Annotated in this window: 14 protein-coding genes; 7 read left to right on the forward strand and 7 right to left on the reverse strand. The window is 62.4% G+C overall.

Annotated elements, in window-relative coordinates; all coding sequences use genetic code 11:
* Positions 1 to 50: 50 nt before the first annotated feature.
* A complete protein-coding gene (locus ACILSQ_RS10070) occupies positions 51 to 1826 on the reverse strand; it encodes an FHA domain-containing protein (RefSeq protein WP_395743480.1) in 1776 nt (591 codons plus the stop codon).
* Between the two features lie 99 nt (positions 1827 to 1925).
* Positions 1926 to 4382: an FHA domain-containing protein gene (locus ACILSQ_RS10075; RefSeq protein WP_395743481.1), complete on the reverse strand. Its 2457-nt coding sequence runs from the start codon at positions 4380 to 4382 to the stop codon at positions 1926 to 1928.
* A 101-nt stretch (positions 4383 to 4483) separates the two neighbouring features.
* Between ACILSQ_RS10075 and ACILSQ_RS10080 the strand changes: the two genes are divergently transcribed.
* A complete protein-coding gene (locus tag ACILSQ_RS10080) occupies positions 4484 to 5098 on the forward strand; it encodes a DNA-3-methyladenine glycosylase family protein (RefSeq protein WP_395743482.1) in 615 nt (204 codons plus the stop codon).
* A 147-nt stretch (positions 5099 to 5245) separates the two neighbouring features.
* On the opposite strand, the gene ACILSQ_RS10085 is transcribed toward ACILSQ_RS10080, so the two are convergent.
* Positions 5246 to 5977, reverse strand: coding sequence for a ThuA domain-containing protein (locus ACILSQ_RS10085; protein WP_395743483.1), 732 nt, complete (start codon positions 5975 to 5977; stop codon positions 5246 to 5248).
* Between the two features lie 57 nt (positions 5978 to 6034).
* Here ACILSQ_RS10085 and ACILSQ_RS10090 point away from each other — a divergent pair, with 57 nt between their 5' ends.
* A complete protein-coding gene (locus ACILSQ_RS10090; RefSeq protein WP_395743484.1) occupies positions 6035 to 7516 on the forward strand; it encodes a DEAD/DEAH box helicase in 1482 nt (493 codons plus the stop codon).
* Positions 7517 to 7550: 34 nt separating this feature from the next.
* Here the strand turns inward: ACILSQ_RS10090 and ACILSQ_RS10095 are convergent, their stop codons facing one another.
* A complete protein-coding gene (locus ACILSQ_RS10095; protein ID WP_395743485.1) occupies positions 7551 to 7718 on the reverse strand; it encodes a hypothetical protein in 168 nt (55 codons plus the stop codon).
* 57 nt (positions 7719 to 7775) lie between these two features.
* Entirely contained in the window at positions 7776 to 9032 is a 1257-nt protein-coding gene (locus ACILSQ_RS10100; RefSeq protein ID WP_395743486.1) for a hypothetical protein, read from the reverse strand.
* Positions 9033 to 9230: 198 nt separating this feature from the next.
* On the opposite strand from ACILSQ_RS10100, the gene ACILSQ_RS10105 reads away from it, so the two are divergent.
* The 3 genes from ACILSQ_RS10105 (at position 9231) to treS (ending at position 15335) form a co-directional block, all read left to right on the forward strand.
* The gene (locus tag ACILSQ_RS10105; protein WP_395743487.1) at positions 9231 to 10502 is read left to right on the forward strand and encodes an MFS transporter; all 1272 of its coding nucleotides are present in this window, start codon (positions 9231 to 9233) and stop codon (positions 10500 to 10502) included.
* 157 nt (positions 10503 to 10659) lie between these two features.
* The gene (xylA, locus tag ACILSQ_RS10110) at positions 10660 to 11841 is read left to right on the forward strand and encodes a xylose isomerase (RefSeq protein ID WP_395743488.1); all 1182 of its coding nucleotides are present in this window, start codon (positions 10660 to 10662) and stop codon (positions 11839 to 11841) included.
* Positions 11842 to 12050: 209 nt separating this feature from the next.
* Positions 12051 to 15335 carry a maltose alpha-D-glucosyltransferase gene (gene treS, locus ACILSQ_RS10115; RefSeq protein WP_395743489.1) on the forward strand — a complete coding sequence of 1095 codons (3285 nt, stop codon included), beginning with the start codon at positions 12051 to 12053 and terminating at the stop codon, positions 15333 to 15335.
* Between the two features lie 283 nt (positions 15336 to 15618).
* On the opposite strand, the gene ACILSQ_RS10120 is transcribed toward treS, so the two are convergent.
* A complete protein-coding gene (locus ACILSQ_RS10120) occupies positions 15619 to 17973 on the reverse strand; it encodes a M1 family metallopeptidase (RefSeq protein ID WP_395743490.1) in 2355 nt (784 codons plus the stop codon).
* A 120-nt stretch (positions 17974 to 18093) separates the two neighbouring features.
* Between ACILSQ_RS10120 and ACILSQ_RS10125 the strand changes: the two genes are divergently transcribed.
* Complete coding sequence (locus ACILSQ_RS10125; RefSeq protein WP_395743491.1) at positions 18094 to 19104, forward strand: sugar phosphate isomerase/epimerase family protein; 1011 nt, start codon at positions 18094 to 18096, stop codon at positions 19102 to 19104.
* Entirely contained in the window at positions 19101 to 19856 is a 756-nt protein-coding gene (locus ACILSQ_RS10130) for a TSUP family transporter (protein ID WP_395743492.1), read from the forward strand. Before ACILSQ_RS10125 ends, ACILSQ_RS10130 begins: the two co-directional genes overlap by 4 nt.
* 12 nt (positions 19857 to 19868) lie before the next feature.
* Here the strand turns inward: ACILSQ_RS10130 and ACILSQ_RS10135 are convergent, their stop codons facing one another.
* A complete protein-coding gene (locus ACILSQ_RS10135; protein ID WP_395743493.1) occupies positions 19869 to 20546 on the reverse strand; it encodes a hypothetical protein in 678 nt (225 codons plus the stop codon).
* Positions 20547 to 20608 lie beyond the last annotated feature (62 nt).

The raw sequence follows: 20608 nt of genomic DNA on the forward strand, positions 1-20608 counted from the left end.
CGCGGGACGGGGAACGCGCAGGCGGCTGAAAAGCGGTGGATGGCGTGCTGCTACTTTTTGTCCGCGAAGGCTGTTTTTGTGCCGGGACCACGGGTGCGCTCGGATTTGATGGGGATGCGAGCGAGCTTGATGGTTTCGACTTGAACAATGAGGGGCGGGGGGAAGGCGGGCGCGGTCCCGGGGGCTTCTGCCGCAGGGGCTGGCTGCCCTTCGCGCAGAGACGCGATTTTGGCCTCGAGTTCGGCCAGTTCGCGACGGGCGGCCTCGACCTGGGCGTTCACCTCGCCGAGTTCAGGAGAAGGCGAGGGCGCTGGTGAGGCGGCTGGTTTTGAGCCATTTTCCTGAGGGGCCGGACGGCGGGCAGGAGCGAGATGAGACCCGGCCGGGGCGCCGTTGGCCTGGGCGTCGCGATAGCGCTGCTCGACGGCGGCGAGGCGCTGCCGGGCATCCGCGAGCTGCTGCTTGGTGGAGGCGAGCTCGCGGCTCTGCTGCTCGAGCTCATCGCGCCGGGCCTTGGCCTCGGCGATGCGCCTGGTTTCGGCGGCGAGGTCGGCGGTGCGAGCGGCGATGTTTTTCTCACAGGCGGCGAGCTCGGCCGTGCGTGCGGCCAGGTCTTTTTCGCGCGCGGCGAGATCTGCCTGGAGGCGCTGCAGGGAGCCTTCGGCAGCGGCGCCTTTTTGCTCAAGAGTCATGAGGAGGGACTCGAGATCTTTGACGGCGGCTTCATCGCGCTGGTGCCTGGTGCTGAGGGCCTGGGTGGCGGTGTTGAGGGAGGCGTGCCTGGCCTCTTCTTCAACGATGCGCTTCTCATGCTCGATGATCTGCTGGCGCAGCGAATTTAAGAGGGCCTCGTCTTGCTCGCATTCATCGCGTATCTGATTGAGGCGTGCGGCGGCCTGGTCCTTCTCGGCGTTGAGGTTTTGGATTTCCTGCCGGAGGTCGTTGGCGGTGGTGGTGAGACGCTGGAGCTCGGTGGACCTCTCGTAATGCTGAGTGTTGAGGCGCTCGAGGGCGGTCGTTTTATCGTCGTACTGGCCGGTGAGGGCGCTGATGGACTCCAGCCACTCACGATGGGCGGATTCAGCCTGCTGAACGGCGGCTTGCAGCGGTGTGAGTTTTTCCTCCTCGGCACGGAGAGTCTCCACGCGGGCAAAATGGAGGGCGCGCTCTTTTTCAGCGCGCTGCTGCCATTCGAGCAGCTCTTTTTCGGCCGTGGCCACCTCTGCCTTCAGGCGTGCTTTCTCCGCCTCAAGATGTGATTTTTCCTCTTCGAGTTGTGATTTCTCAGCTTCGAGTTTTGTAACGGCGTCCACGAGAGCCTGATCGGGCATGCGGCCTGGGGCCGGAGCAGGGGCTGCGGGTGCGGGTGCGGGCTCGGCTGCGGGTGCCGGTTTGGGCTCCGCTTCGGGTGCAGTGGAGGCCGGAGGCGCAGGAGGGGGCTCTTCGGGCGGGGAAGATGGCTTTTCTGGCGCGGGAGATGGAGGCGGAGAGGGCTCGGTGAAGGAGGGAGGCAGAGCGACGTCATGAGCTGATGCCTCGTCTTCGAGATCGAGTGTGCCGCGGAGCGGGCCGAAGGCGACGGCATCGCCATGGAGGAGGGTGCAGCTAAGCTGGCTCTCGCCATTGACGAAGGTGCCGGTGGTGGATTTCAGATCAAAGACCTGGAGGCTGCCGTCGGCATTCTGCACGATTTCGGCGTGGTGTGGGGAGATGCGCTCGTCATCGACCACGATGTCATTGTCCTCGTCACGGCCAATGGTGGTGTGTTCCTTGAGAGGAACCACCACTTCTTGTCCGTCTTCGAGAACGAAAGTGAGTTTGGCCATGGGGGATTAGGCGTTGAGACGCATGCAGCAAAGTCGATGAAATGCGCGGAATCAATCAGGCATTTGGATGTATCCGAAAATGAATGCAGAAAGGATGCCTCAATCCGCTGTTTTTTTAGAGAGACGGTCAAGCGCGGCCTCAAAATTTTTGAGCTCGGTGTGGGCGAGGTCGGCCTGCTGGCGAAGCTCGCCGCGCTGGCGTTCAGCCTCAACGATGTCGGTGCGCAGCTCGGCGAGCCGGTGCTCGAGCTCGCAGAGGCGTTCGCGGCGCTTTTCCTCCTCAGCCTGAGAGAGTTCGATGTTGTGGAGCAGGGCGTGGTGGCGCTCCTGCTCCTGGCGGATTTTGGCCTCAAGGTGGCGGCTCTGCTCGCGCAGCATGGCTTCGGCGGCGAGATTGGAACGATGCGGCGACTCGTGGCGGGTGCGCTCCAGGCGGAGCTGCTCGAGGCGTGACTCTTCGCGCTGCACATTTTCACGCAGATGGCTGAGGCGCGAGCGCAGCGTGAGCTCCTGAGCGGCGCCACCGACGCGGGGTCTGGGAAAGGTCTCAGCCGGTGGAGCGGAGCGGGGAGAAGAGCCGCCATGGGCCGCGCCGGGCGTGGCTGCATGCGCCTGCGTACGGGCCGTGGTGATGAGCTCGTGGAGGCCGGCCTTTTCCTTTTCGATCTCATGCCAGAGATCGCGGGCTTCGGGGGAATCCTGCGGGAGGGTGGCGAGGCGGGCGTAGAGCTGGTCCATGGCCTCCTTCCAGTCGCGCAGAGGCTGGAGGCGGGAGAGGATGTCCGCGAGGTCTCTGCGCGCGGTTTCGAGCTCGGAGGTGAGCTGCTGCTGGCGTGCGGCGTGCTCTTTTTCCACCTCGGCGACAAGCTGACGGACCTCCTCAAAGCGGGTGCGCTGGGTGCGCTCTGCAGCGGCAAGCTGGGCGAGCTCTGCGCGGAGGTCGTTTTCCCGAGCGTGCAGAACTTCGATGCGGCCCTTGATGGCGGTTTCATCGCCTGAGAGAGCCTTAAGGGCGGCTTTCTTCTCGGTGATCTGCGATTCGGCGGAGGCGATGTCGGTGTTTGCGCCAGCGAGCTGCTGGCCGGCGGCAGCGAGGTCTGACTTCATGCCGGCAAGTTTTTGTCCGGTGTCAGCGAGCTCCTGGCATTGATGGTCAAGCTCGGTGCGGCGTGCCTGAGTTTCCGCCAGGCGGCGGGTTTCTTCAGCGAGTTCGGTTTTGCGGGTGGCGAGATCTTTTTCGCGGGCGGCGAGCTCTTCCTGAGTGTGGCGCAGAGAATCTTCAGCGTGCTTTCGCGCGGCCACGGCCTCCGCGGTGGCTTTGGCGGCGTCCTGCTGGGAGGCCTGCAAGGTGATGATGCGGGACTCGAGGTCTCTGACCGCGGCGGCGGAGCGCTGCTGATCCTGCCCGAGCGCCGCGATGGCGGCGGTGAGGGCGGCCTGCTGCGCCTCGGCTTCGCGGCATTGCGCGCGAGTCTGCATGAGCTTTTCCTCGATGCCGGTGAGATCGTGGATGTGGGCCTCGAGCTGAGCGCGCTGCTGGGAGAGCTGCTCCAGTTTCTTTTCAGCGGTCTTCACCTGGTCTTCGCGGACGTCTGCGATTTCCTTGCTGTGCTGGGAGCGGGACTCGAGCTCTGCGAGCTGGCGGCGGAGGTCGTCGAGAACGGTTTCGTCATGGGCGCATTCGCCGCGGATCTGCTGAAGATGGGCGAGTGCCTGCTCGCGGTGGGCGGCCAGTCCCTCGATCTCGCTTCTGGCGGCGGCCTGATCCTGGGTGAGGTGCTGCAATTCGGAGGTCTTCTGCGCGTGCTGGGAGGCGAGAAGCTGGAGGGCGGCGGTCTGCTCTGCATGGCGGGCGTCCAGAGTCTGGATCGACTGGAGCCATTCGGCATGCGCGGCCTCGGCCTCCTGCAGCGCGGCCTTGACGGGGGCGAGGCGCTGCTCCTCGGCGCGGAGGGACTCCACGCGGGCCAGGTGCATGGCGCGCTCCGCGGCTGATTTCTCCTGAGAGTCGCGCATTTCCTTCTGCAGGGCAGCGACTTCATTTTGCAGCCGCGCTTTCTCCGCCTCGAAGCGGGAGACGGCCTCTTTATGCTCGGCCTGCTGCCTGGCCATTTGCTCTTCACTGGCGAGGTCCCGTCTGCCGCCGCGGTTTTTTTTGCGGGTGCCGACTTTGCCGGCTTTCACGGGAGAGCTGATGGCCACGACCTGAGTGTCCGAACCGAGAAGCTCCAGAGCGGGGGAGGCGCCGTTGGCTCCGTTCGCGGTGTGTTCTTCAAGATCCAGGACGGCGGTGAGGGGGCCGAATGCGAGGCTGTCGCCATGGCGGATGGTGCGGCTGCGGACGCGCTCACCATTGACGAAGGTGCCGGCGGTGGACCCGGAATCAAACAACTGGATGGTGCCGTCCGCATTGAGCACGAGCTCGGCGTGGCGCTTTGAGACGCGCTCGTCATCCACGACCACGTCATTGTCCTCCCCACGCCCGAGCGTGATGTGCTCCGCCAGGGGGACGACGATCTCCTGGCCGTCTTCGAGAACAAAAGTGAGTTTTGCCATGGCTGCGGAGGAGAATCGTGACTGCGGGAGACTGGGAACAAAGTCGAGGCGAGGCGTTGAATCAATCTTGCATTTGTTTCGATGTCGCAATCTGTGCGGGCATGCATGCTGAAGGCGAAGCCCATCTCTCCAAGAACTGCGCTGTGATGCGCCGGCTGATCAAGGCGCACGGGCCGTGCCCGCTGGTGCCGCACAGGCGTTCGCCGTATGAGGCGCTGGTGAGCGCGGTGGCGCACCAGCAACTGCATGCGAACGCGGCGGAGGCGATTTTGAAACGGTTCAAGGCGCTGTTTCCGAAGTCGCGCTTTCCACGACCGGGGGAAGTGATGGATGCCACAGACGAAGCTCTGCGCGGCTGCGGTTTTTCGATGGGGAAGATTCTGGCGATAAGGGACATCGCCACGAAGACGCTGAGCGGGCAGATTCCGGGGCGTGCGGCGGCGCTGAAGCTGGAGGATGAAGAATTGATCGAGAGGCTGGTGGCCGTGCGGGGCGTGGGCCGGTGGACGGTGGAGATGCTGCTTATTTTCACGCTGGGGAGGCCGGATGTGTTTCCGAGCGACGACTACGGGGTGCGCAACGGGTGGCGGGTGGCGAAGAAGCTGGAGGAGATGCCGAAGCCGAAGGAGTTCCGGGTGCTGGCGGAGCGCTGGCAGCCGCACCGTACGCTGGCGGCGTGGTACCTGTGGCGCGCGGCGGATGCGGCGAAGGGGTGACCCTGGATAGCGGAGAGATGCCTTTCGTGGCCCGACGGATGCGTGGGTGTTTTTTACGCGCTGATGGACGGGCGGGCTAAAGCCACACCCATCCTACGGTCCGGCATGCGTCAACGGGTTTGAGATCTGTATGCGAGGACGAGACTGTTATGGTGTCTCGCCGGCGGCCCAGCGGAGGGCTTCGAGCATGTGGCGGCGGCCGAAGCTGGTATTGAGCACGCGAGCATCGTGGCCGATGGCGGTGTAGAAGAAGCGGCCGCCTTCGGTTTCGCGGGTCCAGGCGGCAGGGTGGTCGGCCCCCATGGGCTGGACATTCATCTGCTGAAATTTTTCACGCACGGGCTCGAAGGTGGATTCATCAAGGCGCATGAGCACCTTCACATCCGGCTGGCCGGTGACGGGGCGGTCGTAGCAGAGCCATTCTTCGTTGATCCAGATTTCGGGGGCGAAGGGTTTGACGGCGGGGTGACCGGCATTGGCGGGATCGATCACGACACGGGCGGGAGTGCGCACGGAGTCTGCGGTGAAATCACAGCCCACGAGGTTTGCATACCAGTCCCAGGCGCTGTGATGCACGGCGGCGGCATGGACGGAGACGATGCCGTGGCCCTGGCGGAACCAGGTGATGAGATCGGCCCGCTGCTGAGTGTCGAGATCCTGACCGAAGTTGGTGGTGCTGTTGAGGACGAGGACCTGATAGCGCATGAGGTCATCGAGATTGAAGACGCCGGTGTGGTCGGTCTGATCGATATTCACGCCGATGTCCCAGCCGAAGTGCAGAAACCAGTGATTGGTGGCGGAGAGCGTGGGATGCACATACCAGGAGGGTTTGCTGTAAACCAGGACATTCTCAAGACGACGTGCGGGCGTGGGGTTCATGGCGATGAGCAAACGCGCCATTGCTAAGAGGCCTATCGGCGGCTAAGGAGGCGGTTCATGTCTTTCAAGCCTCTCGGTCTCGACCCACACATCCTCACAGCCATTCAAGAAGCCGGTTACACGGAGCCTACGCCGATCCAGGCGGCGGCGATTCCGGTGGTGATCCAGGGCGGGGATGTGATCGGCATCGCGCAGACGGGCACGGGCAAGACGGCGGCCTTCACGCTGCCGATTTTGACACGCCTGGCGGCCAACCCGATTCCGCAGGGGCAGCGCAGGCGCTCGCGGGTGCTGGTGCTGGCGCCGACGCGTGAGCTGGTGGCGCAGATCGAGGAAAACGTGCTGGCGTATGCGAAGCATCTGCCGCTGAAGATTGCCAAGGTGTATGGCGGTGTGGGCGAGAAGCCGCAGAAGGATGCGCTGCGTGCGGGGAGCGACATTGTGATCGCCTGCCCGGGGCGGCTGCTGGACCTGATGGGGCAGCGCTGCGCGGACTTTTCCGGGCTGGAGTACCTGGTGCTGGACGAGGCGGACCGCATGCTGGACATGGGCTTTCTGCCGGACATCCGGCGGGTGATCAACCAACTGCCGAAGAAGCGGCAGACGCTGATGTTCTCGGCGACGCTTTCGAAGGAGATCGAGGCGCTGACGCATGAGTTTCAGCATTCGCCGAAGATCGTGCAGATCGGCAAGCGGTCGAACCCGGCGGAGACGGTGACGCAGCTTGTCTATGAAGTGCAGAAGCACCTGAAGCTGAGCCTGCTCTCCCACCTGCTGAAGGATGAGAAGATGCAGATGGTGCTGGTCTTCAGCCGGACGAAGCACGGCGCGGACAAGATCGCCCGGAAGCTGGAGCAGACAGGGGTGAAGTGTGCCACGCTGCACGCGAACCGCTCGCAGAACCAGCGGCTGCGTGCGCTGGATGACTTTAAAAACGGGACGGTGCGGGTGCTGGTGGCGACGGACATTGCGGCGCGCGGCATTGATGTGGACGGGATCTCGCACGTGGTGAATTTCGACTTTCCGCACATCGTGGAGGATTACGTGCACCGCATCGGCCGCACGGGACGTGCGCAGGCGATCGGAGACGCGATCAGCTTTGTCTCGGCGGATGAAGCGGCGGATCTGCGCAAGCTGGAGAAGTTCATCAACCGCGGGCTGGTGCGCAAGCGTGCGGAGGGTTTTGATTACAGCGCCACTGCTCCGGCTCCCACGGGCGATGAACGGCTGGAGCGGCGTGAGCAGCAGCGGCAGTTTCAGCAGCGCCGGCCACAGGGGCAGGGCGGGCAGCAGCGGCATGGGCAGGGCGGTGGCGGTGGCGGTGGCGGTGGACGCCAAGGAGGTGGCCGGCCGGGTGGTCAAGGTGGCCAGGGCGAGTGGCGTCCGAGCGGCCAGGGTGGCGGTGGGAGGAGCCAGGGCGGCGGTGAGCGCCGTTCATCATCCGGTGGGTCGCAGAGGCCACAGGGGCAGGCGTCTCAGCGTGATGCACAGGCGCCTTCGACGGCACGAAAGCTGTGGAATAAGCTGACGGGGAGGTGATTGGTATCTCACGGAGTGCGCTTGCGCCAGTAGCTCAGAACGCAAGGATGGCCTCTATCTCGGCGTGAACTTCTTCGCGCGTGTGGGGGCGAGTCTCACCCTTCACACGGCGCAACACACGGGCATCCAATTCCGCACGCCAAGCGGGTGACAGTTCCTTTTCGTGATCGAGACTGGTGATGTCAATTGCGGCTGAGTTCATGCAGGGGATTTAACAGTTGAGAAGGGGGCAACCATGACGATTTGGCAACGCCTGGGGTCACTTCGCGAACCACCCTTTGGCGAGGGGACTGGTGGCGCAGAATTCGAGGAGTTGGTGGGCGACTTTTTCGCGGCCGGAGTTGCTGGGGTGGGTGCCGTCGGGGCCGAGGTCTTCCTTGGTGTATTTGAGGTCGTCGAGCTTGCGGCCTTTTTCGCCGTCGGCCCAGAGATAGGGGCCCCAGACAAGGAGGGGGGACTTGCTGAGGGCGAGGGATTCGTCTCCGCTGATCTGCTGCTGGATGAGGTGACGCACGGCAAAGGCGCCCTCATAGGCGTAGGGCTCGGGATTGAGGCCGGAGGTGGCGTAGCCGGCGTAGATGCGGCTGCCGAGATAGGCGATGCGGAGATTGGGGAAGCGCTCTCTGAGCAGATGGAGCACTTTGATGGTGTCTGCCTCCAACGTGGCGAGGTGCTCGGTCTTGGAGCCGGAGGGGCCGGCGTTGGCGAGCTTGACCCAGGCGACCTGCACCTGCTGCGGGGTGACATTGGCGCGCTGCAGGCGGTTCATGGCTTCAGGCCAGGGGCGGCCCTCGGGCTGGGCCCAGGCTGCCATGGTCTGGCCGCCCTGGGCGCAGTCCACGATGGTGAGCTTGTCCGACTTGCGTGGATCTTTGTCGGCGATGGTCTTGAAGACGGAGAACTCCTGAGTGGCGTTTGACATGCTGATGGAAACGAACGCGATCTTGCCGCTTTCCGAGGGTTTGCCCTCGTTATCGAGAGGCTGGATCTGGGCGAGAGCGGTTTCGGCGGATTTTTTGAGGGCTTCAGGGGGCTCATTGCTGCCTTTGCCGTAGAGGCCGCCGTCTTCGCCTTCGTACTTGTCGTCGGCGGTCATTTCCGTGAGGGGCTTGAGAGAGTCGGGGGCTTTGCGCTGGTTGGTGGGGCGGCCACCACCGCCACGATTGTTGCCGCGGCCGCGGACTTCCTTGGCGTGGTCGAGATATTTCTGATCGGCTTCGCTGAGCTTTTCGCCGCTTTGTTCGCGACGGTGGAGATCCTGGGCTTTCCGCCAGTCGATGCCGTCCTGGCCTTGCGAAGAAGATGTGCTGCTGTCCGATTTTGACTGCTGGGCCGCGTGGGCGGCTTTGGCGCGCTCGATGTATGCGGATTCCTCCGCGGTGAGCGTGGCGCCACTCTGGCGCTTTTCGAAAAGCTGGCGGGCTTTGGCGAAATCGACAGGGGTGTCGGCAGACTGGCTGCGCAGGGTGGCTGCGCCGAGGAGGGAGACCAGGGAGAGGAGGATGGTTGTCTTCATGGTGAGCGTGGAACCCCGCCGCGGCCGTTTGGATTCACTTCGTGCCCAAATTTAGCGGCGGGACGGCGGGATCAAAAGGGCGCAGGGCGTGTGAATCACATGAAAAACCTTTCATTGGAGACGGGCGACCGCCCTTCAGGGAAAATGCTTTTCGTCTTGTCATGGGCGTGCCGAACCTTCAGCCTGACGGGCTCAATCATGTCCGATTCCAACAGCACCCGCCGCGTCGTCATCGCCAGCTTCATTGGCACCACCATTGAGTGGTATGATTTTTTTCTCTACGGCACGGCGTCGGCGCTGGTCTTCAACAAGCTGTTCTTCCCGAACTTTGACGAACTGGCGGGGACGATGGCGTCGTTTGCGACGTATGCGGTGGGGTTCTTTGCGCGGCCGGTGGGGGGCATTGTGTTCGGGCATTTCGGCGACAAGCTGGGGCGCAAGTCCATGCTGGTGACAACGCTCATGCTCATGGGAGTGGCGACGGTGCTGATCGGGCTGCTGCCGACGTATGCGCAGATCGGTGTGTGGGCGCCCATTTTGCTGGTGCTGCTGCGCTTCATCCAGGGCTTCGGGGTGGGGGGCGAGTGGGGCGGAGCGGTGCTGATGGCGGTGGAGCACGGGGCCGCGGGCAGGCGCGGCTATTATGCGAGCTGGGTGCAGGCCGGCGTGCCGGTGGGGCTGCTGCTGGCGAATGCGGTGTTTAAGGTGACCTCGTCGATGGAGTCGCAGGCCTTTCTCTCCTGGGGCTGGCGGGTGCCGTTTCTGCTTGGCGTGCTGCTGCTGGCGGTGGGGATGTTCATCCGGCTGAAGATCATTGAGAGCCCGGTCTTCACCCAGGCGAAGGCGGAGGATGAAGGGCCGAAGGTGCCCATTCTGGCTGTGATCAAGGATCACCCGCGCAATGTGCTGGTGGCGATGGGGGCGCGCTTTGCGGAGAATGCGTTCTTCTACATTTTCACCGTGCTGGTGCTCAGCTATGGCTCGCAGCAGCTAGGGATGAAGAATGAGGACCTCTTAAATGCGGTGCTGGCGGGATCGGCGGTGCAACTGATCGCGATACCGCTGTTTGGGATGCTGTCTGACCGATTTGGCCGCAGGCCGGTTTATCTGGGGGGCGCTCTCTTTCTGCTGCTCTTTGCGTTTCCGTTTTTCTGGATGATCGAGACGCGGCAGATGGGGATGGTGGTGACGGCGGTGGTGATCGGGCTGATCGGCCATGCGGCGATGTATGGGCCGCAGGCGGCGTTTTTCTCGGAGCTGTTTGGCACGCGGGTGAGATACAGCGGGGCGTCGCTGGGGTATCAGCTGGCCTCGCCGCTGGCGGGCGGGCTGGCGCCGCTGATCGCGACGGCGCTGCTGGAGTACAGCGGAGGCCGGCCGTGGCCGGTGGCGGTGTATCTGATCTGCATGGGCGTGATCACGCTGGTGTCCGTGTGGCTGGCGGAGGAGACGAACCGGAAGGCGCTTTAAAAAATGACGAAACCAGAATGGCGAATGACGAATTCATTCGGACTTCATTCGTCATTCCGCGTCAGCGGCGTGTCTTATTTGGCCCAAAAAGTGTCTACTCGGGAACTGACGAACCAGTTGCAGAGCGGCGCGTTTCGTCTCCCTTGGCTGCCCTACCATGAACGACGCCTTCCCAGACATCCCCAAAATCCAGTACGAAGGACCCAAGAGCCGCAACCCGCTTTCCTTCAAGCATTACAACCCGGACGAAATCGTTGGCGGAAAGACGATGCGTTCGCAGATGCGCTTTGAGTTCATGGACAAGCTGGGCGTGGACTACTACTGCTGGCATGACCGTGACGTGGCGCCTGAGCTTGCCACGCTGGCGGAGAGCAATGCGGCGTTTGATGCCGTGGCTGATGAACTCGAGAAAGCGCAGAAGCAGACGGGCAAGAAGCTGCTGTGGGGCACGGCCTGCCTTTTCTCTCATGCACGCTACTGCCAGGGCGCTGCAACGAGCCCGAACGCCGGCGTGTTTGCCTATGCGGCGGCGCAGGTGAAGAAGGCGATGGATGTGACGCACCGCCTGGGCGGTGAGGGCTACACCTTCTGGGGCGGGCGCGAAGGCTACGCGACGCTGTGGAACACGAACATGAAGCGCGAGATCGACCATCTGGCGCGCCTGCTGCACATGGCGGTGGATTACAAAAAGAAGATCGGGTTCAAGGGGCAGTTCTACATCGAGCCGAAGCCGCGCGAGCCCTCCACGCATCAGTACGATTCTGACGCGGCGGCCTGCCTGAACTTCCTGCGCGAGCACAATCTGCTGGACCATTTCAAGCTGAACCTGGAAACCAACCACGCCACGCTGGCCGGGCACACGATGCGCCATGAGATGCAGGTGGCGGTGGCGGCGAATGCGCTGGGCTCCGTGGACGCGAACACCGGTGATGAACTCATCGGCTGGGACACGGACCAGTTCCCGACGAACATCTACCTGACCACGGAGATCATGCTGGAAGTGCTGAAGATGGGCGGCTTCACCACGGGCGGGCTGAACTTTGACGCGAAGTGCCGCCGTGAGTCGTTTGAACCGGTGGACCTTTTCCACGCGCACATCGGCGGCATGGACGCCTTTGCACGCGGCCTCAAGATTGCGCACGCGATGATCGAGGACGGCCGCATCGACACCTTCATCAAGCAGCGCTACAGCACGTTTGACAGCGGCATCGGCGCGAAGATCGAGAAGGGCGAAGTGGGCTTTGCCGAACTGGAAGCGCACGTCCTCGCGAACGGCGAGCCTCTGCTGGGCAGCGGCCGTCAGGAGATGATGGAGAACCTGGTGAACGACTACCTGTAATCGCGCCGGGAATTCGCGCAGTCATTCAGAGCCAATCGTGGAGGCGGCCGGAAACGGCCGCCTCTCTTTATGCAAATGCGTGAGTGTGAGCGATGGGCCCGATGGGGGAGTCAGGTTTCACCCGGCCCGGTGCATCGGGCTTCGCAGGAGATGCGCCGGATGGAAGCAAGGTGCCTTGCATCCGTGGGCAGGCTGCTGAAGCTGCGCGCATGAATGATCCCCTTTGGTTTAAAGATGCCATCATTTATCAGCTCCATGTGCGGGCTTTTTGTGATGGAGACGGAGACGGCATTGGTGATTTTCGCGGGCTGATTTCGAAGCTGAATTATCTGGAGCAGCTCGGCGTGACCGCGCTCTGGCTGCTGCCGTTTTACCCTTCGCCGCTGCGTGATGACGGCTACGACACGGCCGACTACATGTCTGTGAATCCGGTGTATGGCACGCTGGCGGATTTTCAGGAGTTTCTGAATGAAGCGCACCGGCGGAACATGCGGGTGATCACGGAGCTGGTGCTGAATCATACCAGCGACCAGCATGCGTGGTTCCAGCGGGCGCGCCGGGCGAAGCCGGGATCGCCGGAGCGTGATTTTTATGTGTGGAGCGACACCCCGGAGCCCTACCGCGAGGCACGCATCATCTTCAAGGACTTCGAGCACTCCAACTGGGCCTGGGACCCGGTGGCGAATGCGTACTACTGGCACCGCTTCTACTCCCACCAGCCGGATCTGAACTGGGAGAATCCGGAGGTGGAGAAGGCGATGTTTAAGACGATCGACTTCTGGCTGGGCATGGGGGTGGACGGGCTGCGCCTGGATGCGGTGCCGTATCTCATTGAGCGGGACGGCACGAACTGCGAGAACCTGCCGGAGACGCATGCCATCCTGCAACGGCTGCGGGCGCACATTGACCGGCACTTCCCCAACCGCATGCTGCTGGCGGAGGCCAACCAATGGCCGGAGGAGGCGGCGGCGTATTTTGGCAAAGACGGGGATGAGTGCTCCATGGCGTTTCACTTTCCGGTGATGCCGCGGCTTTTCATGGCGCTGCAGATGGAGGACCGCTTTCCGATCATCGACATTCTGGAGCAGACGCCGGCGATTCCCGCGAACTCGCAGTGGGCCATGTTTTTGCGCAATCATGATGAGCTGACGCTGGAAATGGTGACGGACGAGGAGCGTGACTACATGTACCGGATGTATGCGGCGGATCAGCGGGCGCGCATCAACCTGGGCATCCGTCGGCGGCTGGCGCCGCTGCTGCGGAACAGCCGGCGCAAGATCGAGCTGCTGAATGTGCTGCTGCTCTCACTCACGGGAACACCGATCATTTATTATGGCGATGAGATCGGGATGGGGGACAACATCTACCTGGGGGACCGCAACGGGGTGCGAACGCCGATGCAGTGGAGCATGGACCGGAATGCGGGCTTTTCGCGGGCGAACGCGCAGCAGCTGTATTTCCCGGTGATCATCGATTCCGAGTACCACTATGAGGCCGTGAATGTGGAGACGCAGGAATACAACCCGTCTTCTTTGCTGTGGTGGACGCGCCGCATCGTGGCCATGCGCCAGCGCTTCAAGGCGTTCGGACGTGGCACGATGGAGTTTCCGCCTTCGGACAATCCGCGGGTTCTCGCCTTCGTGAAGGAGTATGAAGATGAGAGAATCCTGGTGGTGGTGAATTTGTCCCGCTTTGCGCAGGCGGTGGAGCTGGAGCTGGGACGCTGGCAAGGCCTGAGACCGATGGAGGTCTTCAGCCACAACCGGTTTCCAGTCATTGGCACGGCGCCCTATTTTCTCACGATGGGGCCGCATGATTATCTGTGGCTGACGCTGGAGACGGTGGCTGATCCGCTGCGAATCGGAGAGAATTTCACACCGCCCCAGGTGGAGCTGGCACCGACCTGGCCGAACGTGCTGGCCACGCTGCACAGCCACGCTTTTGAGGAAGAGACGCTGCCAGACTGCCTGCAGCACTGCCGCTGGTTTGGCGGAAAGGCGCATGCGCTGCGCAGTGTGCAGGTGCTGGAAACCGTGCCGCTGGGAGCCGAAGCGACGGGGAATGACGCCGGGCTGCTGGGCTTCCTCCAGGCGAACTACTTTGCCGTGTCGCCGGAAACGTATGTTCTGCCACTGCAGCTGACCACCGCCGGGCAGGGTGGCGAATCTGTGGTGGCGCGTTTGACTTCACCTGAAGGCGAGGGCGTGCTGGTGGACGCCCTGGACGACGAGAATTTCCGGGCCGCTCTGTTTGACATCATTCTCAACGAGAAGCGCCTGCGCGGTGGCACAGGGGAACTCGCCGGCACCTGCGGCGAGGCGCTCAAGGCGCAGGCGGGGGAGCTGAAGCTGCCGCTGCCTTCACGCTCGCTGCGTGCCGAGCAGAGCAATTCTTCGATCATCTACGACGGCCGCTATTTCCTGAAGCTGTACCGCAAGGTGGAGCCGGGGCAGAATCCAGACGCGGAGGTGCTGCGCTTCCTGAGCGAGCGGCAGAAATTTGCAAATGTCCCCGGCTACTGCGGAGCCATTGAGCACCGGGTGCGGGGCTCGGAGGCGCGGGTGCTGGCGCTGCTGGTGGCAAATGTGCCGAACGAAGGAGACGCCTGGGAGTACACCCAGGGGACGCTGGGCCGGTACTATGAGCGGGTGCTGACCAATGAGCGGGTGCTCGCGCTGCCACCTGGAGGCACTGAGGGAGTGACGCCGGAACTGATCGACGAGGTTGTGGGCGGTGTGTATCCGGAGCGTGTGCGGCAACTGGGAGAGCGCACGGCGCAGATGCACCTGGCGCTGGCGGCGGACACGGAAGATCCTCATTTCGCACCGGAACCCATCACCGGTTTGTACCAGCGCTCTCTCTATCAGTCCATGCGCTCAGGGACGCGGCGCATGGCGCAGCTGCTGCAGGAGGGGCTGGAATCTCTGCCTGAAGCCTATCAGGGAGAGGCCGCCGCGCTGCTCCAGCGCCAGGGTGAAATTCTCAGCCGGCAGTCGGCACTTCTGACGCAAAAGATCAATGCCACGCGCATCCGCCATCATGGGGACTACCATCTGGGCCAGGTGCTGAACACGGGGCGGGACTTTTGCATCATCGACTTCGAGGGAGAGCCCGCGCGGCCTCTGAGCGAACGGCGGATGAAACGCTCGCCCCTGCGCGATGTCGCGGGCATGCTGCGCTCGTTTCATTATGCGGCGTACACCGCGCTGGGCCGGCAGCAGGGACTGAAGGCCGGGGAACCGGAGAACCTGGCCAGGTGGACCGAGATCTGGGTGAAGACGGTCAGCGCTCATTTCCTGGATGCCTATCTGAGCGCGGCGAAGGGCGGCTCTTTCCTGCCGGATTCCGAGAAGTCGCTGAAGGTGCTGCTGGACGCGTTTGTGCTGGAGAAGGCCGTGTATGAAGTCCGCTACGAGCTGAACAACCGGCCGCAATGGATCCATGTGCCGGTGCGGGGGATCTTGCAGCTTCTGGACAGCGGGCCACCGGTGTAGGTCGTGGCGAATGCGGCGGAGCGGTGAGGCGCTGCGGGAGGGGGCGGTGTGGTCAAGGAAGCGCTGGCTTTGCTTTCCGGAGGCGCGTGCGTGATCCAGGGGTGGACCTCGCTACGCGAGCTGACCCCGGGCTGCCGGCTGCGACGCCTCCGGGTCGTTTGCGGGCCACGCGGTGCATCATTTCAGAAAGTGAAAGAGGCTGGGCTGAAGTCAAAGCGCAGAGCTTGATTTGTCTAAATGCAGGCTCGTTTCAAAGGATTGCGGATGAGAGGCGGCAGTGTGATTACTTCTTTTCGTCTTTCTCCTTGTCCTTATCCTTCTCTTCTTTGTCAGGCTTGGTGAGCTCGCGCATGGGGTTGACGGGCTTCTCGTCCTTGTAGAGCTGGAATTTGCTTTTCACGGGGCGGCGGGGCCAGAAGTTGTTTTCGATGTCGGTGTCCACGAGTTCCTGGCGGGGGTCGAAGGTGACGGATTTGAGCTCCTTTTTGGTGAAGAGCATCTTGGCGGCCTTCTCGGTGTTGAAGCGCCAGATTTCGGCAGGGAGCTTGAGCTCTTCGGTGCTGCCGTCGGTGTATTCGACTTTTAGGATCACGGGGGTGACGAGGCCGCCGACGTTGCTGAACTCGATGAGGTAGAAGTTGTGCTTCGTCTGCAGCAGGGCGGGGTCGATCTTCTCTTCCTTGAGCTCCTTGATGAGGGACTCGAACTTCTTCTTCTCGCTGGGCAGGACGGTGGCCTTGTCGTAGCTGTCGTAGAAGTCTTTGAGCTCGGGGTAGCGGTCGATGCGCTTGGAGAGGGAGTAGTTGCGCTCGCGGGTGGTGGTTTTTGGGAGGTCGTCTTCTTCCTTTTTCTTCCTGGGTTTTTCAATGGAGGGATCGCGGGAGTCGAGCTGCAGCCACTTCACTTCATCGATGGAGACATCGACGTGGTCGGTGCTGTAGAACCAGCCGCGCCAGAACCAGTCGAGATCGACGCCGCTGGCCTCCTCCATGGTGCGGAAGAAGTCAGAGGGGGTGGGGCGCTTGAACATCCAGCGTTTCGCGTAGGTTTTGAAGGCGTGATCGAAGGCCTCGCGGCCGAGGATGTGCTCCCGCAGGATGTTGAGCGCGACGGTGGGCTGGCCGTAGGCATTGGGACCGAGATCGGCGATGGATTCGGAATTGGTCATGACCGGCGCGCGGTCCTTGAGGCGCATGTAGTCGGTCATGCCACGCTCGTTGCGGCGGTGCTTCCAGTCGTTTTCCCATTCTTCTTCGGTGAGGAATTCGACGAAGGAGTTCAGGCCTTCGTCCATCCAGGTCCACTGGCGTTCGTCGCTGTTGACGATCATGGGGAAATAGTTGTGGCCGACCTCATGGATGACGACGCCGATGAGGCCGTACTTGGTTCTCTCGGGGTAGGTGCCGTCTTTCTCGGGGCGCGGGCCGTTGAAGCAGATCATGGGGTACTCCATGCCGCCGATGGGGCCATTGACGGACCAGGCGACGGGGTAGGGATACTCGAAGGTGTAGCGTGAGTAGGTCTGGATGGTGTGGGCGATGGCGTGGGTGGAATACTTGTCCCACAGGGGCATGCCTTCCTTGGGGTAGAGGGACATGGCCATGACGGGTTTGCCCTTCACGCTGGCGCCTTCCACGGCCATGGCATCCCAGACGAATTTGCGTGAGGAGGCGAAGGCAAAGTCGCGGACGTTGTCGGCCTGGAAGATCCAGGTTTTCTTACCCTTGGGCTTGCTCTTTTCGGCGGCCTTGGCCTCGTCAGGCGTGACGATGAAGAGAGGTTTTTTGCTTTCGCTCTCGGCCTGCTTGAGGCGGTTGCGCTGAGTTTGGGTGAGGACCTTCTCGGGATTTTGCAGGGTGCCGGTGGCGGCGACGATGTGATCGTCCGGCACGGTGAGGAGGACGGTGTAGTTGCCGAACTCGAGGGTGAACTCGCCGGTGCCGAGAAACTGCTTGTTGATCCAGCCGGCGTAGTCGGTGTAGGCGGCCATGCGCGGGAACCACTGGGCGATGGTGTAGATGGTGTTGCCATCCTCCTTGAAGAACTCGTAGCCGGTGCGCGCATTGATGCGCTCGCAGTCATTGATGGGGTAGCTCCAGGCGATTTTGAAGACGAAGTCGGCGCCGGAGGCGAGAGGCTCATTCAAGTCGAGGCGCAGCATGGTTTTCACCACGGCGTGCGGGAGATCAGCGCCCTTGGCATCGGTGAGCTTGGTGATCTTCATCTCGCCGTCGTAGTTTTCGTAGGCGAGGAGGCGGTCGAGCGCGGAGTAGGTGATCTTGGCGGGATCAATGCCGCGCTTGGTGTTGGGCACGGCGCGCGAGTCGGCATTGTGGGAGAAGTAGTTTTGGTCGAGCTGGACCCAGAGATAGGTGAGAGGATCCGGGGAGAGGTTGTGATAAGTCACGGTGGCCTCGGCGGTGATGGAGCGCTTCACGTCATCGAGCTCGACGGTGATGTCGTAGTCGGCGCGGTTTTGCCAGTAGGCGGTGCCCGGGGCCCCGGAGGCATTGCGCTGGGCGGAGGGCGTGGGAATGGTGGGGTCGAGCTGCTGAAACTTGCTGACGGGTGCACCGGACTCGGCGGCGGTGGCGGCGAGGGAGAGGGCGGCGAAAAAGGCGGGGATGAGCAGCTTCATGGCGGGCGATTGTCCAAATACGGGAGCCAAAGGCAAGTTCATCATGCTCGCCTGATCTGGGGAGGGAAAGCGAGTTTCTTCCCCTTGCCTTCGTTTGCTGCTTCTGATTGCATCCACACCATGAATCCGCCTTCCGACTTCCTGTCCCGCCGAGATGCCCTGAAAGCCACGATCGCCTCCGTGGGGCTGGGGGCGCTGGCGTTTGAGCCTGCCCAAGCGGCTCCCGCGGCTGCGCCGGATGCGCGGCGGGGAGCGGTGAAAAAATACAGCATGAAGAAATCGATCAACCTGTGGGCGTTTCCATATCCTGAGAGGATGACGCTGCGGGAGTGCCTGCAACTGGCGAAGGATGCGGGGTTTGACGGCATCGAGCTGAACTACGATCTGGACAATGATCTCTCGCCGAAGCATGGCACCGCGGACTACGTGAAGATCCGCAAGATGGCGGATGAGATCGGGATTCAAATCAGCGGGCTGTGCTCGTTTCTCTTTTGGCCGTATCCGCTGACGAGCAATGATGCGACGAAGCGGGCGCAGGGGATGGAGCTGGCGGGGAAGATCGCGCAATGTGCGCATGATCTGGGCGTGGAGAATGTGCTGGTGGTGCCGGGGGCGGTGCACATCCCGTGGCGCACGGACCATGAGCCGGTGGCGAATGATGTGTGCGACCAGCGTGCGCGTGAAGCGGTGGGGCAGCTCGCGAAGCAGGCGGAGAAGCTGAAGGTGTGCCTGAACATTGAGAACATCTTTTTCAACGGCTACCTGATGACGCCGATGGAGATGAACGCCTTTGTGGACAGCTTTGGCAGCGAGCATGTGCGCGTGCATTTCGACACAGGGAACATCAGCATGTTTCAGTTTCCCGAGCATTGGGCCAAAGTGCTGGGCAAGCGCACGAAGAACGTGCACCTGAAGGAGTTCACGAAGAAGGGGACGGACTTCAGCCTGGAGACTTTCCGTCCGCTGCTGGATGGCACGACGAACTGGCCGGCGGTGACTGATGCGCTCGCGGACACGGGTTACGAGGGGTTCCTGACCTTTGAGTATTTCCATCCGTATGCGCATTATCCGGAGGCGCTGATTTACCAGACGTCGGATTCGCTGGACCGCATTCTCGGGCGCAAATCATGAGCTGGGAGACGATTGCGCTGCTGTTTTTCGCGGGCCTGAGCGCGGGCTTCATTGATGCCGTGGCGGGAGGTGGCGGGCTGATTTCTGTGCCTGCGCTTCTTTGGGCGGGCCTGCCGCCGCAGGTGGCGCTGGGGACGAACAAGATGCAGGCGGTGTGGGGCACGCTGATGGCGGTGCGGAAGTATGCGAAGGCGGGGTTTGTCTCGTGGCCGCAGGTGCGGCTCACGGTGCTTTTCACCTTTGTGTTTGCCTGTCTCGGGACGTGGACGGTGACGCAGGTGAGCAATGAGGTGCTGAAAAAGATCGTGCCGTGGATGCTGCTGGGGATCGCGGTGTATGTGCTGCTGAGTCCGGGGCTGGGAAGAACGGCGGCGAAGGCGCGGCTGAGCCTGGGGGCCTTTGCGTGTCTGGCGGGCAGCGTGCTGGGTTTTTATGACGGTTTCTTTGGCCCTGGCACGGGCACCTTTTGGACGCTGGCCTGCATTTCGCTGCTGGGGCTGGAGCTGACGCGTGCGACGGCCTTCACCAAGGTGGTGAATCTGACGAGCAATGCGGCTTCGCTGATCGTTTTTGTGATCAGCGCGAGAGTGAACTATGAGATCGCCGCGGCGATGATCGCCGGACAGCTCATTGGGGGAAGGCTTGGGGCGGGAATGGCGATCCGGCATGGGGCGCCGTTCATTCGGGTCATTTTCATCAGCGTGGTGCTGGCGATGGTGGCGAAGCTGCTGTGGGATCAGTTTGGGATGTAGTCCGCCCCGCATTTAAGGAGTCGAAAAATTGGTGGCAGTCTCCGGGGTGGACTGTGCCAGCCAGGAGAGGATGCGACGAAGATCATCGAGATGAGGTGCGGTGACGTGTGTTTCAATGAACTCGCCAAGCTCCACCTGAGGCGTTTTGGACAAGGCCATGGAAACGGCCAATCTTTCCAACTGAAGATGTCGTGATGATGACTCCTTCATCCAGGCATGAAGGATGATGACGGCGGCCGTGGCAGCCTCCAGCGACAGGCCTGAGGATTTGAGGAGATGACGGAAGGAAAGGGCCCAGTCCGAGGACTTGGAGGCGACAACCAGATCCCACGTCTCGTAACGTGCGCTTAGTTCAGCCAGCAAGGCGCTGACTTCCGCAAAGCTTGCATCGAAGGGAGCCGCTTCTCTGACTTTGCACATGGGCTTAAGAGCTCCTGGAAGCGAGCGCTTCGGGCTGCTAACCGGTCCGCTGCCCACAGGAGCGCGGGCCAACGGTTCTTCATAGATTGATGACACGGAACGTGCAGCACTAAAGTGAACCATGGGGCTGGCACAGACTAAAACGGCAGTGCTCGGCTCCAGCGATGGCTGAAAGACTTCGCGGGTGGCCACGGGTACTTTCTCCGCCTCGTCCCAGGCGACGAAGGAAGTCCCTGCGCAAACGAGGTTATTGGCGATGGCTGTTTGCACGGCCCGGGGCTTCTGCCCTTGGTCCAAGAGATGGCTGATGTGACGCTGTGCCCACAGCAGTC

The organism is Prosthecobacter sp., assembly GCF_044227185.1.
Lineage (GTDB): Bacteria > Verrucomicrobiota > Verrucomicrobiia > Verrucomicrobiales > Verrucomicrobiaceae > Prosthecobacter.

Bases quoted from the DNA above. Each gene is read 5' to 3' on its own strand.
- ACILSQ_RS10070 (WP_395743480.1), bottom strand. From the start codon at position 1,826: ATGGCCAAACTCACTTTCGTTCTCGAAGACGGACAAGAAGTGGTGGTT.
- ACILSQ_RS10075 (WP_395743481.1), bottom strand. From the start codon at position 4,382: ATGGCAAAACTCACTTTTGTTCTCGAAGACGGCCAGGAGATCGTCGTC.
- ACILSQ_RS10080 (WP_395743482.1), top strand. From the start codon at position 4,484: ATGCATGCTGAAGGCGAAGCCCATCTCTCCAAGAACTGCGCTGTGATG.
- ACILSQ_RS10085 (WP_395743483.1), bottom strand. From the start codon at position 5,977: ATGAACCCCACGCCCGCACGTCGTCTTGAGAATGTCCTGGTTTACAGC.
- ACILSQ_RS10090 (WP_395743484.1), top strand. From the start codon at position 6,035: ATGTCTTTCAAGCCTCTCGGTCTCGACCCACACATCCTCACAGCCATT.
- ACILSQ_RS10095 (WP_395743485.1), bottom strand. From the start codon at position 7,718: ATGAACTCAGCCGCAATTGACATCACCAGTCTCGATCACGAAAAGGAA.
- ACILSQ_RS10100 (WP_395743486.1), bottom strand. From the start codon at position 9,032: ATGAAGACAACCATCCTCCTCTCCCTGGTCTCCCTCCTCGGCGCAGCC.
- ACILSQ_RS10105 (WP_395743487.1), top strand. From the start codon at position 9,231: ATGTCCGATTCCAACAGCACCCGCCGCGTCGTCATCGCCAGCTTCATT.
- xylA (WP_395743488.1), top strand. From the start codon at position 10,660: ATGAACGACGCCTTCCCAGACATCCCCAAAATCCAGTACGAAGGACCC.
- treS (WP_395743489.1), top strand. From the start codon at position 12,051: ATGAATGATCCCCTTTGGTTTAAAGATGCCATCATTTATCAGCTCCAT.
- ACILSQ_RS10120 (WP_395743490.1), bottom strand. From the start codon at position 17,973: ATGAAGCTGCTCATCCCCGCCTTTTTCGCCGCCCTCTCCCTCGCCGCC.
- ACILSQ_RS10125 (WP_395743491.1), top strand. From the start codon at position 18,094: ATGAATCCGCCTTCCGACTTCCTGTCCCGCCGAGATGCCCTGAAAGCC.
- ACILSQ_RS10130 (WP_395743492.1), top strand. From the start codon at position 19,101: ATGAGCTGGGAGACGATTGCGCTGCTGTTTTTCGCGGGCCTGAGCGCG.